This window comes from Dyella marensis (assembly GCF_900112865.1).
Classification (GTDB): Bacteria; Pseudomonadota; Gammaproteobacteria; order Xanthomonadales; family Rhodanobacteraceae; genus Dyella_D; species Dyella_D marensis_A.
Genome location: NZ_FONH01000002.1, coordinates 489,168 through 510,539, shown reverse-complemented (window position 1 = coordinate 510,539; position 21,372 = coordinate 489,168). Strand labels below are relative to the sequence as shown.

Sequence of the window (21,372 nt, the reverse complement as noted above, 5' to 3'; positions counted from 1 at the left end):
CCGAAGGTAGTCCGTGTGGGAGAAAGGGGAGGAGGGTACGGCCGGAGCGCAAGCGTGACGTGCACTGCTCCGCCCGTACCCTCATCCGGCTGCCGCCACCTTCTCCCGGAGGGAGAAGGGTTCCACCTTGAAGGTTGTGGAATAACGGTAGCGTCTGTACGCAGCGCGACGTAGAGCCCCTCTCCCTCCGGGAGAGGGGTTGGGGTGAGGGTACGGGCGGAGCGCAGGAGTGATGTGCACCGCTGCATCCGCCCCCTCATCCGCCCGCCGCCACGCTCTCTCCCGCGAGGACTACCTTCGGCTCGCCGGAGGGAGAAGGGCTCCAACGGGAAGATTCATGACGCCCCCGCTCGAGCGCACATGCGCGGCAGCTCGCTCCAACGCGGGCAGTACGGCTTCAAGCTGGCAGGGCTCGTTTGCAGTGCAACCCATCGGCGTAAGCGGCAACGTCACCGGCGCCGCCGCTTCATCCAGCGGCCGCAGCTCGCGCAACTGATCCAGGCTCTGCGCCTGGTAGAACAGCCGCACATAACGCTTGCCTGCATGGTCCCTCCACAGCTCGACCCCGAGCGCCCCGCCGATCGGCGGATCGTCCTTGGCATAGCCGGCCAGCTGGAAATGCAGGCCCAGCACGGAGGCCAGCGCCACGATGTTGTTGTCGCTGCCGACCAGCACGTTGAGGCGCGGCGCATGCTCGTTGCGCAGCACATCGAGGAGATGGCGGCTCATCGTCGAAGCCACGCGTTCGGCCATGTAGGCAGGGCGGGCGTGGATATCGAACAGCAGCGCATGCAATTGCGAGAGCTGCCGCAGCCGTTGCGCATCGGTGCGGCCCCAGCCGACTTCCGGCAGCGGGCGGCCTTCGGCGTAGGCCATCAGGATGACTTCGGCGGTGCCCGAGGTGGTGGCGATCGGACCGGTCAACTGCATGCGTCCCGTCTCCGGCGCCAGCGCCAGGCTGCCATGCCATTGGCCGGGCGAGCACCAGTCCGGATCGTGGGCGCCGCCACAGCCCATCACCTGCGCCATCGCCGCCAGCGCATCGGCGTGCGGCGCGGTCAGCGCATCCGGGCCGCCGGTGGCACGCTGGATCGCGGCGACGGCATCGGCGGCGTTCCAGTCGGCGGTCTTCGCTTCGATCGGATGGAACAGCGGATCCTCGCTGCCCTTCGGCTGGTGGCCGATGGCGATAGGGCAACCCGGCGCGAAGCCTTCCGCCAGCGCCGCGGCGCTGTCGATGGTGCGCTGGTCGGTATTGGCCCAGAACCACAGCTGCGCCGCGGGTGGGCAGCCGCGAGGCTTGAACAGTCCCAGCGCCGCGAGGCGCTGGCGATCGTAGCCGCCCATCAGCTTCACACCGGCCATGCCGTGCGGCGTCAGCTGGCTGGGGGCCTGTTGCCACGCGGGCCACGGCTTGCCCGTGGCTTCGTCCAGCTGGACCTCGCCGGGCAGCGGCGTGCGCACGCCGTGGCGATACAGCAGGACGACACGTTCCAGTTGCATGCCTGCTGCGGCGGCACCGGCCTGGGCGCAGACCAGCGCCAGGCTCAGGCCCAGCAACAGCCGCCCCGCAACGTGCGGCAGCCGGGAGGACATCGTGGTCTGCATCGTCATCGCATCGGTTCCCTGGATGGGGCGCCCCGCACCGATCGGCGCGGGGCGTCCACGCCTCAGAAGTTGTAGCTGAGGTTGAGCATATAGATGCGGCCCGTCTCCAGATACGCGCCGTCCGCGCCCGGATCGTAGGCGAGATAGCGGCGCGATTTGCCCTGGGTCTCGTGGAAAGTGCTGTTGTCCAGCAGGTTCTTCACCGCGAAGCCGACATCGAAGCCGTAGGGCAGGTGATAAGTGGTGTTGAGGTTCAGCGTGCGCGTCGGCTGCAGGTAGTAGTCCAGGCCGTTGCCGGTGAGGCCGAGCAGCTGCAGGCCGGTGTAGTTGTAGGTCAGGTCGGCGCGCAGGCTGCCGTCGTCGTAGAACAGGCCGAGGTTGTACATGCGCTGCGGCGCGCGCGGCAGCCAGGTCTTGCGGCCGTCGTGGTCGGGGCGCTGGCTGTCGGCCGAGCTGTGCTGCAGGGTGAGGTTGGCGTTCGCGCCGAAATGGCTCCACACGCCGGGCAGTTCGACGAACTGGCGGCGGCCGGCCAGTTCCAGGCCGTACAGGCGGGCGGTGCCGCCGTTCTCCGGCGTGGTGACCGGGATGCCGTCGGTGATCACCGTGCCGGTGGGTACGTTGCCACCCAGCGTGCTGTCGTTGCTGGTGGCGGACTGCGAGGTATAGATGAAGTTGCTGATGCGCTTGTAGTACGCCGCGGCGCTCAGTACGCCACCCTGGGCATCGTAGAACTCGGCGGAGAGATCGAGGTTGTCCGCGGTGCTGGGCTTGAGGTCCGGGTTGGGCTTGGAAATGCCCAGCACCTGGCCGGTGATGTCGTCGATCGAATAGGTGGTCTGGCCGGAGATCAGGCCGAACGCCGGGCGGCTGAAGCTGCGGCGCAGCGAGGCGCGGTACACGCTCAGCTCGTCGGGGCGGTAGTTGAGGCTGATGCCCGGCAGGAACTCGCCGTAGCTGCGGCCCATGCCGACGAAGCGGCCGGTGGCGTCGTCGCCGTTGGACTGCCAGGAGTCCGCCGAGTAGTGCGTGCGCTCGTAGCGCATGCCCGGCAGCACGCTCAGCGCGCCGAAGCGCAGCGTGGTCATGACGTAGGCGGCGTAGATGTTCTCGCGGCTGGAGGTGGTGTTGGCGTCGTAGTCGTTCGCGGTGTAGTTGCCAGCGCCATTGGGATCGTTGACGTACTTGTACGGCACCGCCTGCGCCAGAACCCAACTGCGGTCGATCAGCTTGAACGGCCCGGCATAGCGACCATCGAACGCGCCATGGACCACCTGGCCCGGCAGCGCGCCGAGGGTGGGGCCGCCCGGCGCGGTGGACGGATACTTCGGGCCGCCGAAATACGGGCCGCCATAGATAAAGTTGTTGTCGTCGTGGAAAAACGGATGGTCGTAGGCATCGCGCTTGGAGGTGTCGCCGGACAGGCCGAATTTCACGCTCTCGACCGGGCCGTCATCGAAACGATAGGTCGCGTCGGCGTGCGCGTTGATACGCGTATCCGTGCTGCCGGCGTCGTGGCCCTGCACCTTCCAGAAGCTGTTGGAATTGAGGCTGTAGAAGTAGTTCTTCAGCGCGGCGGAGCTGCCGGCGATGCTGGGCCAGGTCGGATCGCTCAGGTCGAAGTTGAACTGGCCGGCCGGCACCGCGCCGTACAGGCTGGCCTCGACGTAGTTGGGCCGTTTGCGCGCGCCGTAGCCGTACGACGTGCCGTAGTCGATGTCCCAGCCGTCCACCGCGCTGCTGCCGCCGAGCTGCAGCGCGGCGGTCTTCTCGCGCAGGTCGCGGGTATTGAAATAGCCGCCGCGCTGCGCGTTCGCCGCGTTCGGGTTGCGCGCGGAAGCCTGGTTCTGTTCGCCCTCCACGCTGTACACGCCGTAGATGGCACGTGCGTACAGCGACGTGGTCTCGCCGTGCCAGTCCAGCGAGGCGTTGGCGCCGTAGCGCTTGATCCGGTTGGTGTAGAGGCTGTACTTGTACTGCGAGCTCTGCAGCGGGCCGGCAGTGCTGAGGTCCGGATTCCTGGCCTGGGCCGGATCGACCGGCTTGTACGAGGCATTGGGCGCAACCGCTTCGGCCGCGTTGTCGTTCTTGCCGTAGTAGGCCGCGACATAGAGGCCGAGCGACTGGTCCGCACCGAAGCGGCGCGCGAATTCCTGCTGCACCGTGCCGCCCTTGTTGGACACACCCAGGTCCGAGGCCAGGCTGTTCATCTGTCCCTGCACGGTGGTGCGCGCGTAGCCGTCCTTGCCGAAGTCGAACGCGGTGGGCGTGCGCATGTCGATGCTGCCGCCGATCGAGTCGCCGGGCAGGTCCGGCGTCGGCGCCTTGGACACCTTCACCGACTGGATGCCGAACGGCGCGAGCATGTTCAGCGAGATGGCACGCGTGGAGGCATCGGTCTCCGGCAGGGCGAAGCCGTTGAGGGTGTAGGCGTTGTAGCTGGAATCGAGGCCGCGGATGGTCACGTACTCGTTCTCGCCAGTGGCGGCCTGGCCCAGATGCATGTCGCTGTAGGCGGACAGGCCCGGCATGCGCGCGACCACGTCGGCGATGTTCGCCGACGGCACCGCGTTCATCTCCTGCTTGCTCATCACGGTGTTGACGCTGACCGAGAGGCGCTGTTCGTCGATGGTGCCGATCTGCGGCATGGAGTCCGCACTGACGCTGACGGCGGAAAGGGTCTTCGGGTTCTTCTCGGCATCGTCGTCGGTGGCGTGGCCGGCGGGGCTGAGGGCCAGGCCGAGCAGGATCGAGGCGGCGAGCAGGTGGTGGCGGTGCAGGTGGCGCATGGGGATGGCTTCAGTAGGGGGAAGTGGGCAATAAGCAAGCCGCTCCCGTGCCGCGCTGGCGCGGCCGGTGCGATCAGGCGTGAGTGGTGCGCTTGCGTGCGCGAAGAGTCAGGGCGCGAGGTCGGCCTCGCTGCAGCGCAAGCCGGCAAATTGCGGATTGCAGCGTGCGCGCCGGTGGCCGGGGAAGCCGACGACATAGCCATGGGCGGCGGCTTCGCCGTCGGGGTAGTCGGTGCTGAGCAGCTGCGCGCCGCTGGCCAGCATGGCGTCGCGCCGGGTGCCGTCGTTGCGCAACGGCTCTTTCAGGTCGGCGTCGGTGCGCGTGCGCACCAGGTAACCCTGCCTGACCAGGCGCGCGATGTCTTCCGCGGGGCCGTCATTGAGTTCGGTGAAGGCGGCATCGTCGCCGCCGGGTGCGGCATTGGTGAACAGCACGCGGTCGCGCAGCGATGGGTGGCCTTGCAGATAGGCGGGGCCGACATGGCGCTGGTCGAGCAGGAAGACGATCTTGCCGCGCGCGCTGTCCAGCGTGGGCCAGCCTTGCGCGCGGATGGCGGCGTTGAGCGTGGCGAACTTGCCGCGCACGTCGTCGGGCGCGATGTAGTCGTGGCGTGCGAATACCGAGCGGATCTCCGCATCCAGGGCATCCAGCGCCCGAGTGTCGAACGGCTCCGGCTGCACCGTGGGGAACGCCAGCTGCAGCGGCGTCTCCTCGGTTTCCAGCAGCACGAACAGCGGCAGGTGGCGCGGATGCGCCTGCGACCAGGCGCGCACTTCGCGCAGGCACGCGACCAGCGGCTGGCAGGTGCTGCGCTGGTCCAGGTCCTGGATATGCATGACCTTGAAGCCGGGGCGGCGCATCACTTGCGCATCCGCAAACGGCGGATCCGCCGGCAATCCCGCCTTCGCCACCTGCTCGGCGATCGCCGGGTGCGCATAGCGGCCGCCCTTGGCATCGGCGTAGATGTCCAGCTCGATCTGGCGCACGCCGTCGTCGAACTGTCTGGTCAGCGGCGGATGGGAGTAATCGATCTTGGCGAACAGCTCCGGATCGGTGCGCTTCCACAACACCGCCTCGCTGGGTGCGATACCGGCGTGATAGCTGTTGTGGCTGCCGATGTACTGCAGCTGGTTCATGCGCAGCGGCGCCGATTCGGCGGCGAGCGACGGCAGCACCACGGCCAGGGCGAGCAGCGCCGCGCAGGCATGCGTGGCGATGGCCAGCACGTCGATGCCGCGCCAGGCGCGGGCAGGGGAGGTGCGCAGTTCGAATGCGGGACGCGTAGCGGACATGGCAGTGCTCATTGGCGGAAGGGCGCGGCCGCGTTGGGGAGCGCGGCATGACACCATGGCGAATTGGATCGATCCAAGTCAGGGGATTCTAGAAACCGGCGTTTTGCAATCAGGTGACGGCAGTGTGAAGTCTTTTACTTGCGTCCGGACGTCCGAATGACACGGCTGTCATCTTGGCAAGGCGATCGATGACAGATGCGACCGGTGTGTGTCGATGGTCACGCAAGCGAAGCTGCGCAAAGGCAACGCCAACTTTCGCGTGACTGACGACCCGTGCGTGAATGCAGCGGCTCCCTTGGCTGCGGCGCCTGTCACGCTTTTCCCGGAGTGCGTTTCTTACCATCGCCGGCGCGGGGGGGAGCCACCTGGAGGTCGTCATGTTCCCCGGAATTACCGGTCGCGCCGCCGTGTCCGTCCTGCTCGCCTGTCTCACCTGGAATGCGTGTGCCGCGGCCGATGCGCCGACGCCGGGCACCGATTTCCTCGTGCGCGCCGATCCACCGGTGCCGCGTCCGTCGAGCCGGCCTTGCAGCGTGGAACTGGTGCGCATGACCACCAACGGCGTGGGCAAAGGCAACTTCGACTATTCATCCCAGTCCTGCGGCAACGGGCCGTGGGCGAAGGTGGTGCTGGAGATGGATTTCGTGCTCACCGACGACCAGGAGGAGCAGGGCCTGGCCTTGCCGCTGAACCTGTGGCTGAGCGGCGTGAACCTGTATTCCGGCAATGTCGCGCTGGCCGGCAACCACGTGCAGATGCAGCCTTGCTTCGAACTGTATTGCGGACATACGGAGCGTGACGTCACCGACTATCTCCCCCTGCTGGCCTACCGCAACGGAGCGCCGGCCCTGGAGAGCAACTGGGTAATCGGCGTAGGGCAGGAAGCCTATGTGCCCGCCCCGTACTTCGCCGGCATCGCCACCTTGAAGTTCTATCCGGCCACCGCTGCCGAGCCGGCGTCCGCCGTGCCGGATGCCATCTTCCCGCTCGGCGCCGCCGGCTTCAGGACCGGCAACTATTACGCCGTCGGCGCCCTGGCCGACCTGCGTGGAACGTCGGACCGCCTTGCCGCCAACTTCAATGTGTCCGGCCAGCAGACGCTGCCGCGCAATATCGAGCGCGCCTACCTCGACGTGATCGTGCGGCCGTCCACCTACCACTACGTGCCGACCACGGGTTCGACGCAAGGCCACGTGGAACCTCACGACGCCTGGTACAGCTGCCTGCCGGCGCCGCTGGCGGTGGTGTTCCCGCGCCTGCTGCTCGACGCGAAGCACAACTTCGCCGCGCATTGCATCGGCGGCGCCTTCCGCGAGGCGCAGGTGAGCATCGACCAGCAGCCGGCCGGCGTGGTGCCGTTGTATCCGGCCTACCCGAGCCTGAGCGAGAGGGACGCGAAACTGTGGCGGCCGGCGACGCAGCCGCAGGAGCTGCTGAACCTGCCGCACCGGGTGGACCTGAGCCCGTTCGCCGCGCTGCTCAGCAATGGCGCGCCGCATACCGTCTCGGTGCGCATCGCCAGCAACAGCGTGCCTGGGCTGACCAATAATCCGGTGGCCGGCGCGTGGGCTTCGGCGACGCTGCTGGTCTATCAGGACCGACGGGTGCAACAGGTGACCGGCATGCTTACGCGCAACGACCTGGCCGGACAGCCGGCGGTGCCGAAACAGCGCAGTACGGTGACGCGCGACCGGCAGGGCAATCTCAGCGGCAGCGTGGCCACCACGCTGAGCCGGCATTTCGTCATCGACGGCTATGTGAACGGGTCCAGGGGACGCATCCGCCATCGGGTGGAACGCTGGGTCGGCTTCGACAACACCCAGGCGTTCAGCGTACCCGCCGAGCCGGTGGCGCCATTGCAGCGCAAGGTGTTGCAGAAGAGCATCACGCTGCGCAGCACGGAGACCGGCAAGACGCGTACCTATCTCAATGGCGTGCTGGCGGACGAGCACATCACCAACTACGGCTACCCGATATCCAGCTTCTACTACCTGTGGCGGGACCCTACCGTGGAACGCGAGATCAGGCGCCTGCGCCAGGACGTCGGCCTGCAGCTGGTGCATCGTGCCAACGGCAATACGGTCTACAGTTCGGTGACGCAGAACCTGACGGGTGCCGAACTCGATACCACGACCGGCCTGTTCCCGTATCGCGTGTTCACCAAGGTCAACGATCGCGGCGGTTGGCAGACCTTCCGCTTCAACGATTCCGTGGGCAGCTGCTACGACGCGATGCTGGCCACCCGCGACGGCAAGCTGGCGACCTGGGAAACCGGCGGCAACTGCACGGACGGGCAGAACCGCCTGTCCTGGCGCAGCCGGCCGGATGGCTCGCCGGATTCGCTGGGGTGGCTGCAGTATCCGTAGCCCGTGGGTTGGGGTGAGCCGCAGGCGAACCCCAACAATGCGATGCGTTCGGATATGGCGATGTTGGGGTTCGCCCGCGGCTCACCCCAACCTGCGCGACGCATTCAATCCAGCGGCCGCACCCAGATATTGCGGAAGCTGATCGGCGCCGACGGATCGCCGTGCGCCTGCAGCTTGATCGGCGCATCGGTGTAGGCCTTGTACACGGGCTTGCCGATGTACAGCGTCTCACCGGTCAGCCTGGTGTGGTTCTGCACCACGATGCCGTTGTGGAATAAGGTGACGTAGGCGGGCGATTGCACGCTGCCGTCGGCGGCAAACACCGGTGCGGTCCACACGATGTCGTAGGCCTGCCACTCGCCCGGCGGGCGCATGGCGTTGGCCAGCGGCGGCGTCTGCTTGTAGATCGCGGCGGCCTGGCCGTTGACATACGTCTTGTTGCGGTACGAATCGAGGATCTGCACTTCGTAGCCCTCGTCGCCGGGGCCGGTGGAAGCCACGAACACGCCGCTGTTGCCGCGCGCCTGGCCTTCGCCGCTGATGTTCTTCGGCACCTGCCACTCGAGATGCAGCTGGTAGTTCCTGAAGCGCCGTTTGGTCTGGATGTTGCCGGTGGTCTTGTCGACCGTCATCACGCCATCGTGGACTTTCCAGTGCGCGGGCGAGTGATCCTTCGAGGCTTCCCACTGGTCGAGCTGGTGGCCGTCGAACAGCACGATGGCGTCGGAAGGCGGCGCGGCGTCGCGCTGGCCCGGCGTCACCACCGGCGGCACCGGTTCCCATTGCTCGGTGGCCTTGGGATCGCCGGCCGGCGGTGCGTTCTGCGCCATGGCGACGCCGGTGGCGAGGGCGAAGGGGAGGAGGGCGAGAGCGAGGCGCGCAGTCATAAGCGGGTCCGGTGAGCGATCAGACGGTGCAGATCTTGTAGGCGTCGGCGAAGGCGGCGAACGGATCGGGTCCCGCCGGCATGAACTCGTGCGCGATGTAGCCCTGGTAGCCCAGGTCCGCGATGGCCTTGGCGACGGCGTGATAGTTGAGCTCCTGGGTGCCGTCGATTTCGTGGCGGCCGGGCACGCCGCCGGTGTGGAAATGGCCGATCCACTGGAAGTTGTCGCGGATGGTGCGGATCACATCGCCTTCCATGATCTGCATATGGTAGATGTCGTACAGCAGCTTCACGTTGGGTGAGCCGATGCCTTTCATTACCGCCACGCCGAAGCGCGTGCTGTCGCCCTGGTAGCCGTGGTGGTCGACCTTGCTGTTGAGCAGTTCGACGCACAGCGTGACGCCGTGCTCGGCGGCAAGCGGGGCGATCTTCGACAGGCCCGCGATGCAGTTGTCGCGCGCCTGGTTTTCGTCGATGCCCGGCACGCGGTTGCCGAACATGGTGATCACATTGGTCACGCCGGCTTTCTGTGCGAGCGGGATGGTGGTCTCCAGCTCTTTCAGCAGGGTGGCGTGGTTGGCCGGATCGTTGAAGCCCATGGCGATGAAGTTGTCGCGCTTGGCCGGATAGCCCATGGTGACCTTCAGGCCGCTGTCGTTGACCATCGCCCATTCGTCCGCATACAGCAGATCCACGCCGGCGAAGCCCAGGCTCTTGAGGCGCTTGCACAGCTCCGGCAATGGCGCTTTCGAGGTCCAGCGGCTGAGCGATTGCTTGAGGCGGCCAGGGCCGGCCTTCTGCGGTGCGGCGGAGGCGGTGCCGGCCGGAGCCAGCGCCGCGGTGGCGCCGAACGCCGCGGCCGCGGCGAGCTGGCCGAGCATGGCGCGGCGGGTGATGCCTCGGGAATTGGTCATTCGAGCCCCAGCACTTGGCGGTTGAATCCACGGTCGGCGCCGGTCGCGGCGAAATCGTCGAACGCGCGCGCGGTGACCTTGATGATGTGGTCGCGGATGAACGCCGCGCCTTCCTTCGCGCCCTGCTGGGCGTCCTTGATGCAGCATTCCCACTCCAGCACCGCCCAGCCCGGATAGTCGTACTGCGCCATCTTGCTGAAGATCGCGCCGAAATCGATCTGCCCGTCGCCGAGCGAACGGAAGCGGCCGGGGCGGTCGATCCAGTTCTGGTAGCCGCCGTAGACGCCGGCGCGGCCGTTCGGCCGGAACTCCGCATCTTTCACGTGGAAGGCGCGGATGCGCTGGTGGTAGAAGTCGATGAACTCCAGGTAGTCCAGCTGCTGCAGGACCATGTGGCTGGGGTCGTACAGGATGTTGGCGCGCGGATGGTTGTCGACCGCTTCAAGGAAGCGCTCGAAGGTAGCGCCGTCGTGCAGGTCTTCGCCGGGATGCAATTCGTAGCAGACGTCGACGCCGGCTTCGTCGAAGGCATCGAGGATCGGCCGCCAGCGCCTGCCCAGTTCGGCGAACGCTTCTTCCACCAGCCCCGCGGGACGCTGCGGCCAGGGATAGAACAGGTGCCAGGCCAGCGCGCCGGAGAAGGTGGCGTGCGCGGTCAAGCCGAGATTGCGGCTCGCCTTGGCCGCGAGTTTCAGTTGCTCGACCGCCCAGGCCTGGCGTTCCCTGGTCTTGCCGCGCAGCTCCGGCGGCGCGAAGCCGTCGAACAGGCGGTCGTAGGCCGGATGCGAAGCGACCAGCTGTCCTTGCAGATGGGTGGACAGCTCGGTGACCTGCAGGCCGTGCCCGGCCAGCATGCCGGCGATATCGTCGCAGTAGGTCTTGCTGGACGCGGCCTGTTCGAGGTCGAACAGGCGCTTGTCGTTGGATGGGATCTGCACGCCGACGAAACCGAGGGACGCCGCCCAGCGCGCGATCGAAGGCAGCGAATCGAACGGCTCGACATCGTCCGCGTACTGGGCGAGGAAAATGCCTGGACCCTTGAGCGTCTTCATGCCTTCAGATCCTCAGCACCGTCTCGACTGCCCAGGCCCGGCCGTTGCCTGCCTCCGACAGCGGGATATCGCCGTGGTAGGCGCCCGGCACCGGCATGTACTGCATCACTTGCGTGCATCCAGGCTGGGAGATGAAGAAGCCCGAGGTCGCCAGCCTCTTGGTCATCAGCACGAACGCCGCCGCCGACTCCGGATCGAGGTCCTTGCCCTTGATCAGCGCCTGCTCGTGCAGCTTGGTCACCAGCGCCAGGCGCTGCTTGGCGTCGAGCTGGGCGAACGGTTTGCCGCCTTCCTTCTCGAACGCCGCCATGGCGGTGAGGTAGCGCTTCTGCTCCTCGGGCGTATAGACGTCCTTGAACATCTGGTCGATGAAGCGCGGCACGCCGGCATCCACGGCGCCGGGGGTATCCGTGCGCGGCACGATGATGTCCACCACGGCGGTCACCGTGTCGTGCTGCGGCGGGGTGAAGAACTGCGGCGCCGGGCCGCCTTTCTGCGCGGCGGCATGCGCGTCGAACACGGCCAGCAGCGAGGGTGCGGCGGCCACGCCGACGGCCAGCGTGGTCATGCTTTTCAGCCATTCGCGACGATTCATGAGGGTTCTCCTTAGATATTGCCGCGCTTGAGTTCTTCCACCGCATGGCTGGCCGCGCGCGCGGTCATCGCCATGTAGGTGAGGGACGGATTCTGGCAGCCGGAGGAAGCCATGAACGAACCGTCGGTGACGTAGACGTTCTTGCAGGCGTGCATCTGGTTCCAGCCGTTGAGCACCGAGGTCTTCGGGTCGCGGCCCATGCGCGCCGTGCCCATCTCGTGGATGCCGGCGCCGACATTGGCCTGGACCTTGAACGAGCGCACGTCGCGGTAGCCGGCGGCGCTCATCATTTCCAGCGCGTCGTCCACGATCGCCTTGCCGATCGCCAGTTCGTTCTCCTCGTGCGCGGCATCGAAGTTGAGCACCGGCAGGCCGTACTTGTCCTTGCGGTTGCGGTCCAGCGTGACCTTGTTGCGGTGCGAGGGCAGCATCTCGCCGAAGCCCATCATCGAGATGCTCCACGGGCCAGGCGTCTGCGCGGCGCGCTTGAGGTCGCCGCCGATCAGCGGCGTGTTGACCAGGCGCGTCCAGTCCTGGCGGCTGGCGCCGCCCTGGTAGCCGTAGCCGCGCAGGAAGCTGCTCTTGTCGCTGCCGACGTTGCGGTAGCGCGGGATATAGAAACCGTTGGGGCGGCGGCCGGAGTAGTAGCGGTCGTCGTAGCCGTCGACCATGGCGCGCGCGCCGCTGCCGAACAGGTGGTCCATGATGTTGTGGCCCAGCTCGCCGCTGTCGTTGCCGAAACCGTTGGGGAAGCGGCTGGAGGTGGAGTTGAGCAGGATGTGCGTGCTGCCGAAGGTGGAGGCGCACATGAAGATGACCTTGGCGAAATACTCGGTCTGGTGCCCGGTCTCGGCATCCAGCACGCGCACGCCGGTGGCCTTGCCCTTGTCGTTGTCGTAGATCAGCTCGTAGACGATGGCATTGGTCACCATGGTCATGTTGCCGGTCTTCTCGGCCGCGGGCAGGGTGGAGGAGTTGCTGCTGAAGTAGGCGCCGAACGGGCAGCCGCGCATGCACAGGTTGCGGTACTGGCAGGGCGCGCGCTGCGGGCTCTTGTCGTGCTTGAGCGGCGCGGAAAGATTGGCGGTGCGGCCGATGATCAGCTTGCGGCCGCCGAACTTGCCGGCGATCTTGTCGCGGAAATCCTTCTCCACGCAGGTCAGCTCCATCGGCGGCAGGAAGTCGCCGTCCGGCAGCTGCGGCATGTGCTCGATCGAGCCGCTCACGCCGATGAAATGCTCGACGTAGTCGTACCAGGGCGCGATGTCGTCGTAGCGGATCGGCCAGTCCACGCCGACGCCTTCCTTGCCGTTGGCTTCCAGGTCCATCGGGCTCAGGCGATAGCTCTGGCGTCCCCACATCAGCGAGCGGCCGCCGACGTGGTAGCCGCGGAACCAGTCGAACGGGCGGGTTTCCTCGTAGGGGTTGTCGATGTCGTCGACGAACCAGTGCTTGGTCGACTGCGTGATGCCGTAGAAGGACGGACGCGTGTGGATCGGGTGGCGCTCGATGTCGTGTCGCGTCGGCTCGTCGCCGTAGGGCAGCTCCCACGGCGCTTTCATCGCGGTGGGGTAGTCGCCGTGCTTGACCATGGGGCCGCGGTCCAGCACCAGGGTCTTTAGGCCTTTCTCGGTCAGTTCTTTCGCGGCCCAGCCGCCGCTGACGCCGGTGCCGACGACGATGGCGTCGTATACGTGCTTGTTGTCCATGTGTTTCCCTATGGAGCGGAAGGTGGAGGGCGTGGGGTCAGCGCAGCGGCTTGAGGTAGGCGTAGTCGATACGCGCGGCCTCGAGGTCGCTCATGCGGCTGAACGGACCTTCCTGTTCGACGAAGCAGTGCTTGAGCCCCGCGCGATCCGCGGCGGCCATGATCGGCTTGTAGTCGAGCGTGCCGCGGCCGAGCTCCGCGCCTGGGAAATCCTTGCCGCCGGCGCCGGGGAGGAAATCCTTGGCATGCATCAGCGCGATGCGGCCGGCATTGGCCTTGAAGTAGTCGGCGGGATTCTTGCCGCCCATGTGCACCCAGCCGCAGTCCAGCTCGAAATGCACCAGCTGGTGGTCGGTCTCCTTCAGCAGCACGTCGTAGAAGGTCTGGCCGCCGCCGACGTCGGTGAACTCGAGGTGGTGGTTGTGATACGCGTACTGCAGGCCGGCCTTCTTCGCCTTCTCGCCGAGGCGGTTGGCGTATTCGGCGGTGCGCTTGGCTTCGTCGAGCGAGTAGGTGGGCTCGGGCGCACCGGCGCCTTTTTCCTTCTGCATGATCGACGGCAGCATGCTGCTGACGATGAACTTCGCACCCAGCGTGTGTGCGGCCTCGACGCCGGGATCGAAGCCCAGGCTGTCGAAATGCATGCTGGGGCAATTCAGGCCCGCTTCTTTCAGCTGATCGCGCAGCGTGGCCGCGGTGGTGGTGACGATCGCCTCGATCTCGGTGTAGCCGATGCTCTTGAGCGTCTTGAGCGTGCCGAGCGGATCGGCCTGGTAGGACTTCAGCACCATATAGAGCTGGATGCCGAGCGCCTTGCCCTGCGCGCCGGCGGCGAGCAGCCGGCCGGAGGGACTGGCGGCAAGCCATGCAGCGGCGCCGAACATTGCGGATCGAGCGAGGAACTGCCTGCGATTCATCATCATGTGGATTCTCTCGGGGCGGCCGGTGGGTAGCTTGGGAAAGAATTAATCGGTGACGGCGACGGGCTGGCCGGCGGCGCTTCTGCGGTCCTTGAAGGCCAGCACGAACAGCACCAGCACGGCCGCCGCGCAGCCGCCGGCGATCAGCCAGATCGACCGCCAGTCATGCGCATTCTGTGCGCCGGCATAAGTGTCGACGACCACGCCGGACAGCCAGGAGCCGACGAACATGCCCAGGCCATAGGTCAGGAAGGTGATCAGCCCCTGCGTCGCCGCGCGCAGCGCGGACGGCGCTTCGCGGTCGATATAGATCTGGCCGACCACGAAGAAGAAATCGAAACAGATGCCGTGCAGCACGATGCCCAGCCACAGCATCCACATCAGGTCGCCCGGCGCGCCGAAGGCGAACAGCACATAGCGCAGCACCCAGGCCAGCATGCCCACCGCCAGCATGTACTTCACGCCGAGCCGGCGGAAGAACCACGGGATCAGCAGCATGCACAGGATCTCGGACATCTGTCCGCCGGTCATCTTGCCCGCCGCGTTGACCACGCCCACCTCGTTGAGGAACAGGTTGGTGAAGGCGTAGTAGAACTGCAGCGGGATGCAGATCAGGAACGAGGCCAGCGCGAACACCGCCATCGAGCGGTCGCGCAGCAGGTGCAGCGATTCCAGCGGCAACGCGTGGCGAAGCTCGAAACGCTGGTTGCGCGCCAGCGGCGGCGTGGGCGGCAGGGTGAGGCAGTACAGCGCCGTCACCACCGACAGGCCCGCGGCCAGTTGCAGCGGCGTGGCGGTGGCCTCGACGCCCCAGGCGCCGACGATCAGGCCGACCACGATCCAGCCGATGGTGCCGAGCACGCGGATGCCGCCGAATTCTTCCTGTGGATCGCGGATGTGCCGCATCGCCAGCGAGGTGGTCAGCGCCAGCGTCGGCATGTAGCAGAGGCTGTAGGCGAGCAGGGTGCCGTAGAGCAGCGGAAACGAGCTCTGCCTGGCGGCGAACATCAGCAGCACCGCGCCCAGCACGTGCAGGGCGGCGAGCACGCGGCGCGTGTCGAACAGGCGGTCGGCCAGCAGGCCGACGAACAGCGGCGAGATCATCGCGCCGATCGCGGTGGTGCCGGCAATGGCGCCGATCTCCTGGCCGCTGAAGTGCAGGGTCTTGCCCAGCCAGGTGCCGACGGTGACATACCAGGCGCCCCAGATCGCGTACTCGAACAGCATCATCAACCTAAGGCGCCACTTCATCCCCGTGCTCCCCTTTTGCGTGGTGTTGCGGATGGGTCTTCGACGTCCTGCCAGGCGCCGCCCGCGGCATGGCTTCTGAGCATGGCGTCGACCAGCAGGCTGTTGCGATATCCGTCCGCGAAGGTGGGCAGGGCGGCCGGCTTTTTGGCCGGCGCGCCGCCCTGGCGGATCCATGCGTAGGCATCGGCGATCAGGTTGCGGAACGCATCGGGCCAGGCTTCCGGATGGCCGGCCGGCAGATGCGCATAGCCGCGCGCGGCCGGATCGAGCAGGGCCGGATCGCGCGTCAGCACGGTGTTGGGTTGCGCGTGGTGGCCGATCCACAGATCGTTCGGCTGTTCCTGGCGCCAGGCCAGCGAAGCCTCGCGGCCGCTCACTTCCAGGCGCAGGTCGTTCTTGTGGCCCGGCAGCACCTGGCCGATGGTGACGCAGCCGCGCGCGCCGTTGTCGAAGCGCAGCAGCACGCTGGCCAGGTCTTCGCTGGCGATCTTGATCTTCTTGCGCGGCGCGCTCTTCGACGCCTTGGCGAACGCCTTCGGCGAAGCGGCGGGCACTTCGCGCACCGGCACCGCCGTGTGCAGGTCGGCCAGCACGGCGACGATGCGCGCGCCGGTGACATGTTCGGCCAGGTCGCACCAGTGCGAGCCGATGTCGCCCAGCGCCGAGCTGGCGCCGCCGCGCTTCGGGTCCAGCCGCCACGAATAGGCGCGCTCGTCGGTCAGCCAGTCCTGCAGATAGCAGCCATGCACGAACACCTGGGCGCCGAGCTTGCCCTTGGCGATCATCGCGCGTGCCTGCTGGATCAGCGGATAGCCGCGGTAATTGAAAGTGACGACATGGGCGACACCGGCCTTGCGCGCGGCCTCGTGCAGCTCACGGCTTTCTTCCAGGTTGCTGGCCAGCGGCTTGTCGGAGATCACGTGCTTGCCGGCCTGCAGGGCGGCAAGCGAGATCTCGCGGTGCAGATGGTTGGGCGTGGTGTTGTGGATCACCTGCACGGCCGGATCGGCCAGCAGCTCCCGATAGTTGGCGTAGGCGCGTTCGACGCCCAGATCGCGGGCGCGGGCCTGCGCCGATTCGAGGCTGGAGCCGGCGATGCCGACGATGTCGACGTCACCCAGGCGGCGCACCGCATCGAGGTGGTGGGCGGCGATGAAGCCGGGGCCGACCAGCCCCATGCCGAGGCGCTTCATCGGCGCTTCCTGTGCTTGCGGGTCGCTACGGCCATGTTCCCCCTCCGAGATATCGCTACCACTGAAAATGTATTCGATTACATCCGCATGGAAACTGGACTTCCAGAGCACAACCAGGAAAAGTGCGATGCAGGCCACGCAAGTGGAAGCTGGCAAGCCCGCGAAAAAACTGCGCTGGTATGTAACAGACTTGGAAATGCCGATGCAACGATTTCATGTAATCCATTACATTGCGGCGCAGCATGCGCGGCCGTCGATGGCCCGGCGGAGCGCTTGCCGGCTCGCCCGCGGGTGGTATCGTCCCGCACCAATCGGCGGCATGGGAGGCCGGCATTCGTGAGTTCCAGGGGATCCGCCAAGGGACAGGCCGGGCGTGCGCGCAAAGACGGCAAGCGCGCGCAGGCCGAAGCGCAGCCGGCCCGCGTCAGCACGGTCAAGGAGATCGCCGCCATCGCCAAGGTGTCGGTGGCCACCGTGTCGCGCGCGTTGCAGCGGCCGGAGGTGGTCAGCGAGAGGACGCGCCAGCGCATCCATGAAGTGGTCAAGCGCCTCGGCTACACGCCCAATGCCCTGGCGCGCAATCTGCGCACGGCGCGCACGCGGTTGATCGTGGCCCTGCTGCCGGACATCGCCAACCCATTCTTCTCCGAAGTGATCCGCGGCATCGAGCAGGTCGCGCACGAGAACGGCTATTCGGTGCTGCTGGGCGAAACCCAGAGCAGCCAGGTGCGCGAGCAGGCCTATGCCGACATGGTCGCGGCGCGCCAGGCCGACGGCATCATCACCATGTCGCCGCGCGTGCCGTCGATCCCGATCCAGGGCCGGCTGCCGGTGGTCAATGCCTGCGAGTACGTCAAGGACGGGCAGATTTCCAGCGTCTATATCGATAACGTCGCCGCAGCCGGCGTGGCGGTCGACTACCTGGCGATGCTGGGGCACCGCGAGATCGCCTTCGTCGCCGGGCCGCCGTCGAGCCCGATCTGTGTCGATCGCGAGCAGGGTTATCGCCTGGCCCTGCAGCGCGCGGAGCTGCCGGCGAATCCGGGCCTGGTGGTGACGGGCGATTTCTCGATCGAAGCCGGCGAGCGTGCCGTCGAGCAGCTGCTGGCGCAGGGCCAGCCGTTTACCGCGCTGTTCTGCTCCAACGACGAGATGGCCATCGGTGCGCTGCGCGCGCTGCGTTCGCACGGCCTGCGCGTGCCGGAGGATGTCTCCGTCGTCGGCTTCGACGACATCCGCTTCGCCCGCTACACCTCGCCGCCGCTGACCACCATCGTCCAGCCGAAGAACGCGCTGGGGCGCGAGGCGATGAGCATGATGCTCGAGCTGCTCAACGATGCGGAGGTGCCGCCGCGCAAGCGCGTGCTGACGGCGGACCTGGTGGTGCGCGGTTCGACCATGCCGCGCCGCAAATAGCCCGTCATTCCGGCGCAGGCCGGAATGACGGGCTATGGAGTCTTCTCTTTCTTGGCGCGGCCGCGCTTGCGGCCAGGTGTGACCTGGGCCATTTCCTTGCTCGCGCTGGCACCGGCGCGGATCTGCTCCATCCACGACAAGGCGTCGACGTAACCGAGGAAATGCTGCAGATACCCCGGCGACAGCTCGCGCATCAGCGCGATCGCGCGATGCGCCAGCGCGCTGGAATTGAGCGGGCCGGCATTGGAGGGAGCGGGTTGCAGCGACTGGCGCAGCTGGCTTTCCGTGCGCAGTCGCGACCAGAGCTGGCGAAAATCGCCAAGCAGGGGCAGCTCGGCAACGTCGGCGAGCTTGCCGTTGCGGTTGGCGAACCCGTCGACCAGGTTGGCGAGCGGGCGATCCTCGCCTGCGCCTGCGGCAACTGGCTGTTGCGCCGCCCTGCATTCGACCAGTTCGGCATAGCCGGCAAGCAGGGTGTCCAGGCGCGCGTCGAGCCAATCGCGCACTTCGCCGTCATGCGCGGCCGCGCGCCGCTCGAGTGCTTCCATCCGATGAAAGCGCACCGGATCGAAGCGGTCGGCGCCTTGCTCGCGCCACGCATCGAGCCTCCGCCGTGCGGGTGTCCGCTGGTCACTCATGCGCCGGCGTTTCATGCCCGTTCGCGGCGGGACGCGGCACCGGCGCGATCTCCACGCGCCGGTTCTTCGAGCGACCTTCCTCGCTGGCGTTCGAACCCACCGGCTGCTCCGCGCCGAACGCAGCGGCGAACACGGACGACGCGGGCACGCCATCGGCGATCAGGGTGCGCGTCACCGTAAGCGCGCGCTCCGCCGACAACTCCCAGTTGTCGGCGAACAGGCGGTTGCCGTCGCGCACCTGGCGGTCGTCGGTGAAGCCGCTGACCATCAGGATCTCGTCGCGCGATGTCAGGTATCCCGCCAGCGGGCCGGCGAGGCTCTTGAGCAGCTCGCGTCCTTCCGGCTGCAACTGGTCGGAGTTCAGCGCGAACAGCACGTTGCCGCGGATGCCGATGCGGCCGTCGACCAGGGTCACGCGGCCGGCGGCGAGCGGCGCGGCCAGCGCCTGTTCCAGCGTCTGCCGGCGCTGCGCCTCGGCCTGGCGCCGCTGCACTTCTTGCTCCAGCTGGTTCGACAGCTTCATCTGCATGCCGAGCATGCCGACCAGGATCAGCACGAACACGCCCAGCAACACCGACATCAGGTCGCCGAAGGCGGCCCAGATCGGCGTCGATTCGGTTTCGGCCTCGATCTCGCCGCTCATGCGGTTTCGGCTCCGGCCGCCGCGCGCTGGTCCGCGAGTTGCTGCATCTCTTCGATGATCTGCTTCTGCGACAGCATGCTCAGGTCGACCACTTCGCGGGCCTGGGCCACGTAGTAGGCCAGCTGCTCGTCGCTGCGGGCGAGCGAGCTGTCCAGCGCGGTGGCGATCTGCTGCAGGCGTTCCATCAAGGCCTCGTTCGACTGCCCGAACATCTGCACGGCGACGCCCAGCGCCTCGCCCAGGCTGGCTACCTCGGCGGCGCCGCCGGCGACATGCGCGGCGGCCGTGCCGAGCTTGCCGGTCTGCGCTTCGACGTGATCCTGGAAACGCGTGCCGACGCGGTCGAGCAGGTCGGCCGAGGTGGCGATCAGGCCATCGACGGCCGCGCGCTGCTCGGTCGAGGCGTGGTTGACCGCATCGAGCAGGGTTTCCACGGTGGCGAGCAGGCGGCTGCGTTCTTCCAGCATCGCGGTGTCGCGCACCATGCTGTCGGAGAGTTTCTGGCGTAGCTCGGCGACGACTTCGGCGGCGGCCTTCGGCGCTTCCGAGGCGGCCTGCACCAGGCGGGAGATTTCGGCGATGGTTTCGCCGGCGTGGCTGCGGTTCTGCTCGGTGATGTCGCGCGCCGTCTGCGCCAGGGCATCGCAGATCTCGCGCTGGCGATCGGCGGCATGGGCGGCGGTCTGCTCCCATTGTCCGTGCAGCGCGGTGGACATATGGCCCAGCGTATCGGTCCAGGCGGCGAGGCGTGCCTGGTCGCGTGCGGCCAGCGCAGTCTGCAAGTCCTCGTGCGACTGGCGCACGACGCCGACCAGCGAAGAGGCGTGTTCCTCGAACGTCGCCGCGGCCGCGGCCAGCGCTTCCTGGCTGCGCGCGGCGAGGCTCTCGTTGGCAGTTTCCTGGCGCGACAACGCCTGCTGCCAGGCGTCGGCCGCGCGGCCGGCGGCGTTCTCCAGGCGTGCCGATACTTCACTCACCAAGGCGGCGGAGCGCTGCTCGAACGCGCCGGTGAACTGCGCGAGCGAATCGCGCAGGTCGCCGGTAAGCGCTTCACCGGCGCGGCGGTGCTCAGCCAATGCATCCTTCCACAGCGTCGCCACGTTGGCGGTCGTCGCCTCGAAGCCGCCGGCCACGCCATCGAGATGGCGCTGCACGCCTTGCTCGACCGCTTCGCGCAGCGCCGCCGTTTCGCGCGCGAGTCCCGCCATGGTGGCTTCCACCACCGGCTGGATCGAGGCGCTGACGGCGCGCGCACTGTCGGCCACGCCTTGCTGCAGCGACTGCTCGACCGAGCTGGCCAGGCGCGCGTAAGTCGCCTCCGTCCGGCCGTGGAACGCCTCCTGGCCGGCCAGCTGGCGCTCGTGCGCGGCGCTGCTTTGCTGTTCGATGCTGCTCATCAACGCCTGCAGCCGGTCGACCAGGGTGGGCATCAGCTCGGTCTGGCGTTGCAGCAGGCGGAAGGCTTCGTCGCGCTGGTGTGCCTGCGAGAACACGCGCAGGGTGGTGGCGGCGTGCGCATCCAGCTGTTGCGTCGCCTGCTGGCGCTCGCGGCGGCACAGCGCCGACAGCAGGCCGAGCATGGCCGAGCTGGCCACGCCGGCGATCGAGGTGCCGAACGCAAAGGCCAGGCCCTTCACCGGCGCGGCCAGCGAACCGCGCATGGCCTGCAGGTCGCTCGCGCTTTCCAGCGCCAGGCCGGTGCCGCGCAGGGTGGCCATCATGCCGAGCAGGGTGCCGAGCATGCCCAGCAGCACCAGCAGGCCGACCAGGTACGGCGTCAGCGCCGGCGCCGGCAGCGCCACGCGCTCGCCCTCGATGCGCAGGCGCACGGCGTTGCGCAGGCTCGGATCCACGCGCTTCAGCCAGTCGCCCAGGCTGGGCGGCGCCACCGCCAGGTCGGCGCCGGCATCGTCCAGCGTGCGCGTGGCCTGGCGATAGCGATAGAGCTCCCATCCGCCGGCGAGGTAACACGCGCCGATCAGCAGCGCGACGCCGGCGCCGAGCGGACTGGAGCCGACATAGCCAACGCCGATCCAGCACACGGCCGCCAGGCCGACCAGGAAAACGAGGGGATAAACAAGACTTCTGAACATGACGTCC

General features: G+C 67.5%; 16 protein-coding genes. 2 read left to right on the top strand and 14 right to left on the bottom strand.

Annotation, left to right across the window (positions count from 1 at the left end; all coding sequences use genetic code 11):
• Window positions 1-291: 291 nt before the first annotated feature.
• From BM172_RS05170 to BM172_RS05160, 3 genes are all read right to left on the bottom strand, one after another.
• Window positions 292-1,614: a histidine-type phosphatase gene (locus BM172_RS05170; RefSeq protein ID WP_051548981.1), complete on the bottom strand. Its 1,323-nt coding sequence runs from the start codon at window positions 1,612-1,614 to the stop codon at window positions 292-294.
• Between the two features lie 56 nt (window positions 1,615-1,670).
• Entirely contained in the window at window positions 1,671-4,397 is a 2,727-nt protein-coding gene (locus BM172_RS05165; RefSeq protein WP_026636401.1) for a TonB-dependent receptor, read from the bottom strand.
• Window positions 4,398-4,505: 108 nt separating this feature from the next.
• Window positions 4,506-5,690: a phosphatidylinositol-specific phospholipase C1-like protein gene (locus tag BM172_RS05160; RefSeq protein ID WP_081805262.1), complete on the bottom strand. Its 1,185-nt coding sequence runs from the start codon at window positions 5,688-5,690 to the stop codon at window positions 4,506-4,508.
• 377 nt (window positions 5,691-6,067) lie between these two features.
• Between BM172_RS05160 and BM172_RS05155 the strand changes: the two genes are divergently transcribed.
• Window positions 6,068-8,056 carry a peptide-N4-asparagine amidase gene (locus BM172_RS05155; RefSeq protein WP_026636403.1) on the top strand — a complete coding sequence of 663 codons (1,989 nt, stop codon included), beginning with the start codon at window positions 6,068-6,070 and terminating at the stop codon, window positions 8,054-8,056.
• A 104-nt stretch (window positions 8,057-8,160) separates the two neighbouring features.
• On the opposite strand, the gene BM172_RS05150 is transcribed toward BM172_RS05155, so the two are convergent.
• Genes BM172_RS05150 through BM172_RS05115 form a run of 8 tightly spaced genes read right to left on the bottom strand, consistent with a single transcriptional unit; the run spans window position 8,161 to window position 16,575 of the window.
• Window positions 8,161-8,943, bottom strand: coding sequence for a 3-keto-disaccharide hydrolase (locus tag BM172_RS05150; RefSeq protein ID WP_026636404.1), 783 nt, complete (start codon window positions 8,941-8,943; stop codon window positions 8,161-8,163).
• Between the two features lie 19 nt (window positions 8,944-8,962).
• Window positions 8,963-9,856 carry a hydroxypyruvate isomerase family protein gene (locus BM172_RS05145; protein ID WP_026636405.1) on the bottom strand — a complete coding sequence of 298 codons (894 nt, stop codon included), beginning with the start codon at window positions 9,854-9,856 and terminating at the stop codon, window positions 8,963-8,965.
• Window positions 9,853-10,908, bottom strand: coding sequence for a sugar phosphate isomerase/epimerase family protein (locus BM172_RS05140; protein ID WP_026636406.1), 1,056 nt, complete (start codon window positions 10,906-10,908; stop codon window positions 9,853-9,855). The genes BM172_RS05145 and BM172_RS05140 overlap by 4 nt, the downstream gene beginning before the upstream one ends.
• Before the next feature lie 4 nt (window positions 10,909-10,912).
• Window positions 10,913-11,503, bottom strand: a complete 591-nt coding sequence (locus BM172_RS05135; RefSeq protein ID WP_026636407.1) for a gluconate 2-dehydrogenase subunit 3 family protein — start codon at window positions 11,501-11,503, stop codon at window positions 10,913-10,915.
• 11 nt (window positions 11,504-11,514) lie between these two features.
• A complete protein-coding gene (locus BM172_RS05130; RefSeq protein WP_026636408.1) occupies window positions 11,515-13,212 on the bottom strand; it encodes a GMC oxidoreductase in 1,698 nt (565 codons plus the stop codon).
• Between the two features lie 37 nt (window positions 13,213-13,249).
• On the bottom strand, window positions 13,250-14,134 hold the full coding sequence (locus BM172_RS05125; RefSeq protein ID WP_026636409.1) for a sugar phosphate isomerase/epimerase family protein: 885 nt from the start codon (window positions 14,132-14,134) through the stop codon (window positions 13,250-13,252).
• Window positions 14,135-14,176: 42 nt separating this feature from the next.
• Window positions 14,177-15,382: a nucleoside permease gene (locus tag BM172_RS05120; RefSeq protein ID WP_026636410.1), complete on the bottom strand. Its 1,206-nt coding sequence runs from the start codon at window positions 15,380-15,382 to the stop codon at window positions 14,177-14,179.
• The gene (locus BM172_RS05115; RefSeq protein ID WP_035323810.1) at window positions 15,379-16,575 is read right to left on the bottom strand and encodes a Gfo/Idh/MocA family protein; all 1,197 of its coding nucleotides are present in this window, start codon (window positions 16,573-16,575) and stop codon (window positions 15,379-15,381) included. Before BM172_RS05115 ends, BM172_RS05120 begins: the two co-directional genes overlap by 4 nt.
• 336 nt (window positions 16,576-16,911) lie before the next feature.
• On the opposite strand from BM172_RS05115, the gene BM172_RS05110 reads away from it, so the two are divergent.
• The gene (locus BM172_RS05110; protein WP_231504239.1) at window positions 16,912-17,991 is read left to right on the top strand and encodes a LacI family DNA-binding transcriptional regulator; all 1,080 of its coding nucleotides are present in this window, start codon (window positions 16,912-16,914) and stop codon (window positions 17,989-17,991) included.
• Window positions 17,992-18,023: 32 nt separating this feature from the next.
• Here BM172_RS05110 and BM172_RS05105 read toward each other — a convergent pair whose 3' ends face one another.
• The 3 genes from BM172_RS05105 to BM172_RS05095 are packed head-to-tail and all read right to left on the bottom strand — an operon-like array spanning window position 18,024 to window position 21,365.
• Entirely contained in the window at window positions 18,024-18,629 is a 606-nt protein-coding gene (locus BM172_RS05105) for a DUF2894 domain-containing protein (protein WP_026636413.1), read from the bottom strand.
• The gene (locus tag BM172_RS05100; RefSeq protein WP_026636414.1) at window positions 18,622-19,272 is read right to left on the bottom strand and encodes an OmpA family protein; all 651 of its coding nucleotides are present in this window, start codon (window positions 19,270-19,272) and stop codon (window positions 18,622-18,624) included. The genes BM172_RS05105 and BM172_RS05100 overlap by 8 nt, the downstream gene beginning before the upstream one ends.
• Window positions 19,269-21,365 (bottom strand): DUF802 domain-containing protein, encoded by a 2,097-nt coding sequence (locus BM172_RS05095; RefSeq protein WP_026636415.1) that lies wholly within the window; start codon window positions 21,363-21,365, stop codon window positions 19,269-19,271. Before BM172_RS05095 ends, BM172_RS05100 begins: the two co-directional genes overlap by 4 nt.
• Window positions 21,366-21,372: the final 7 nt, after the last annotated feature.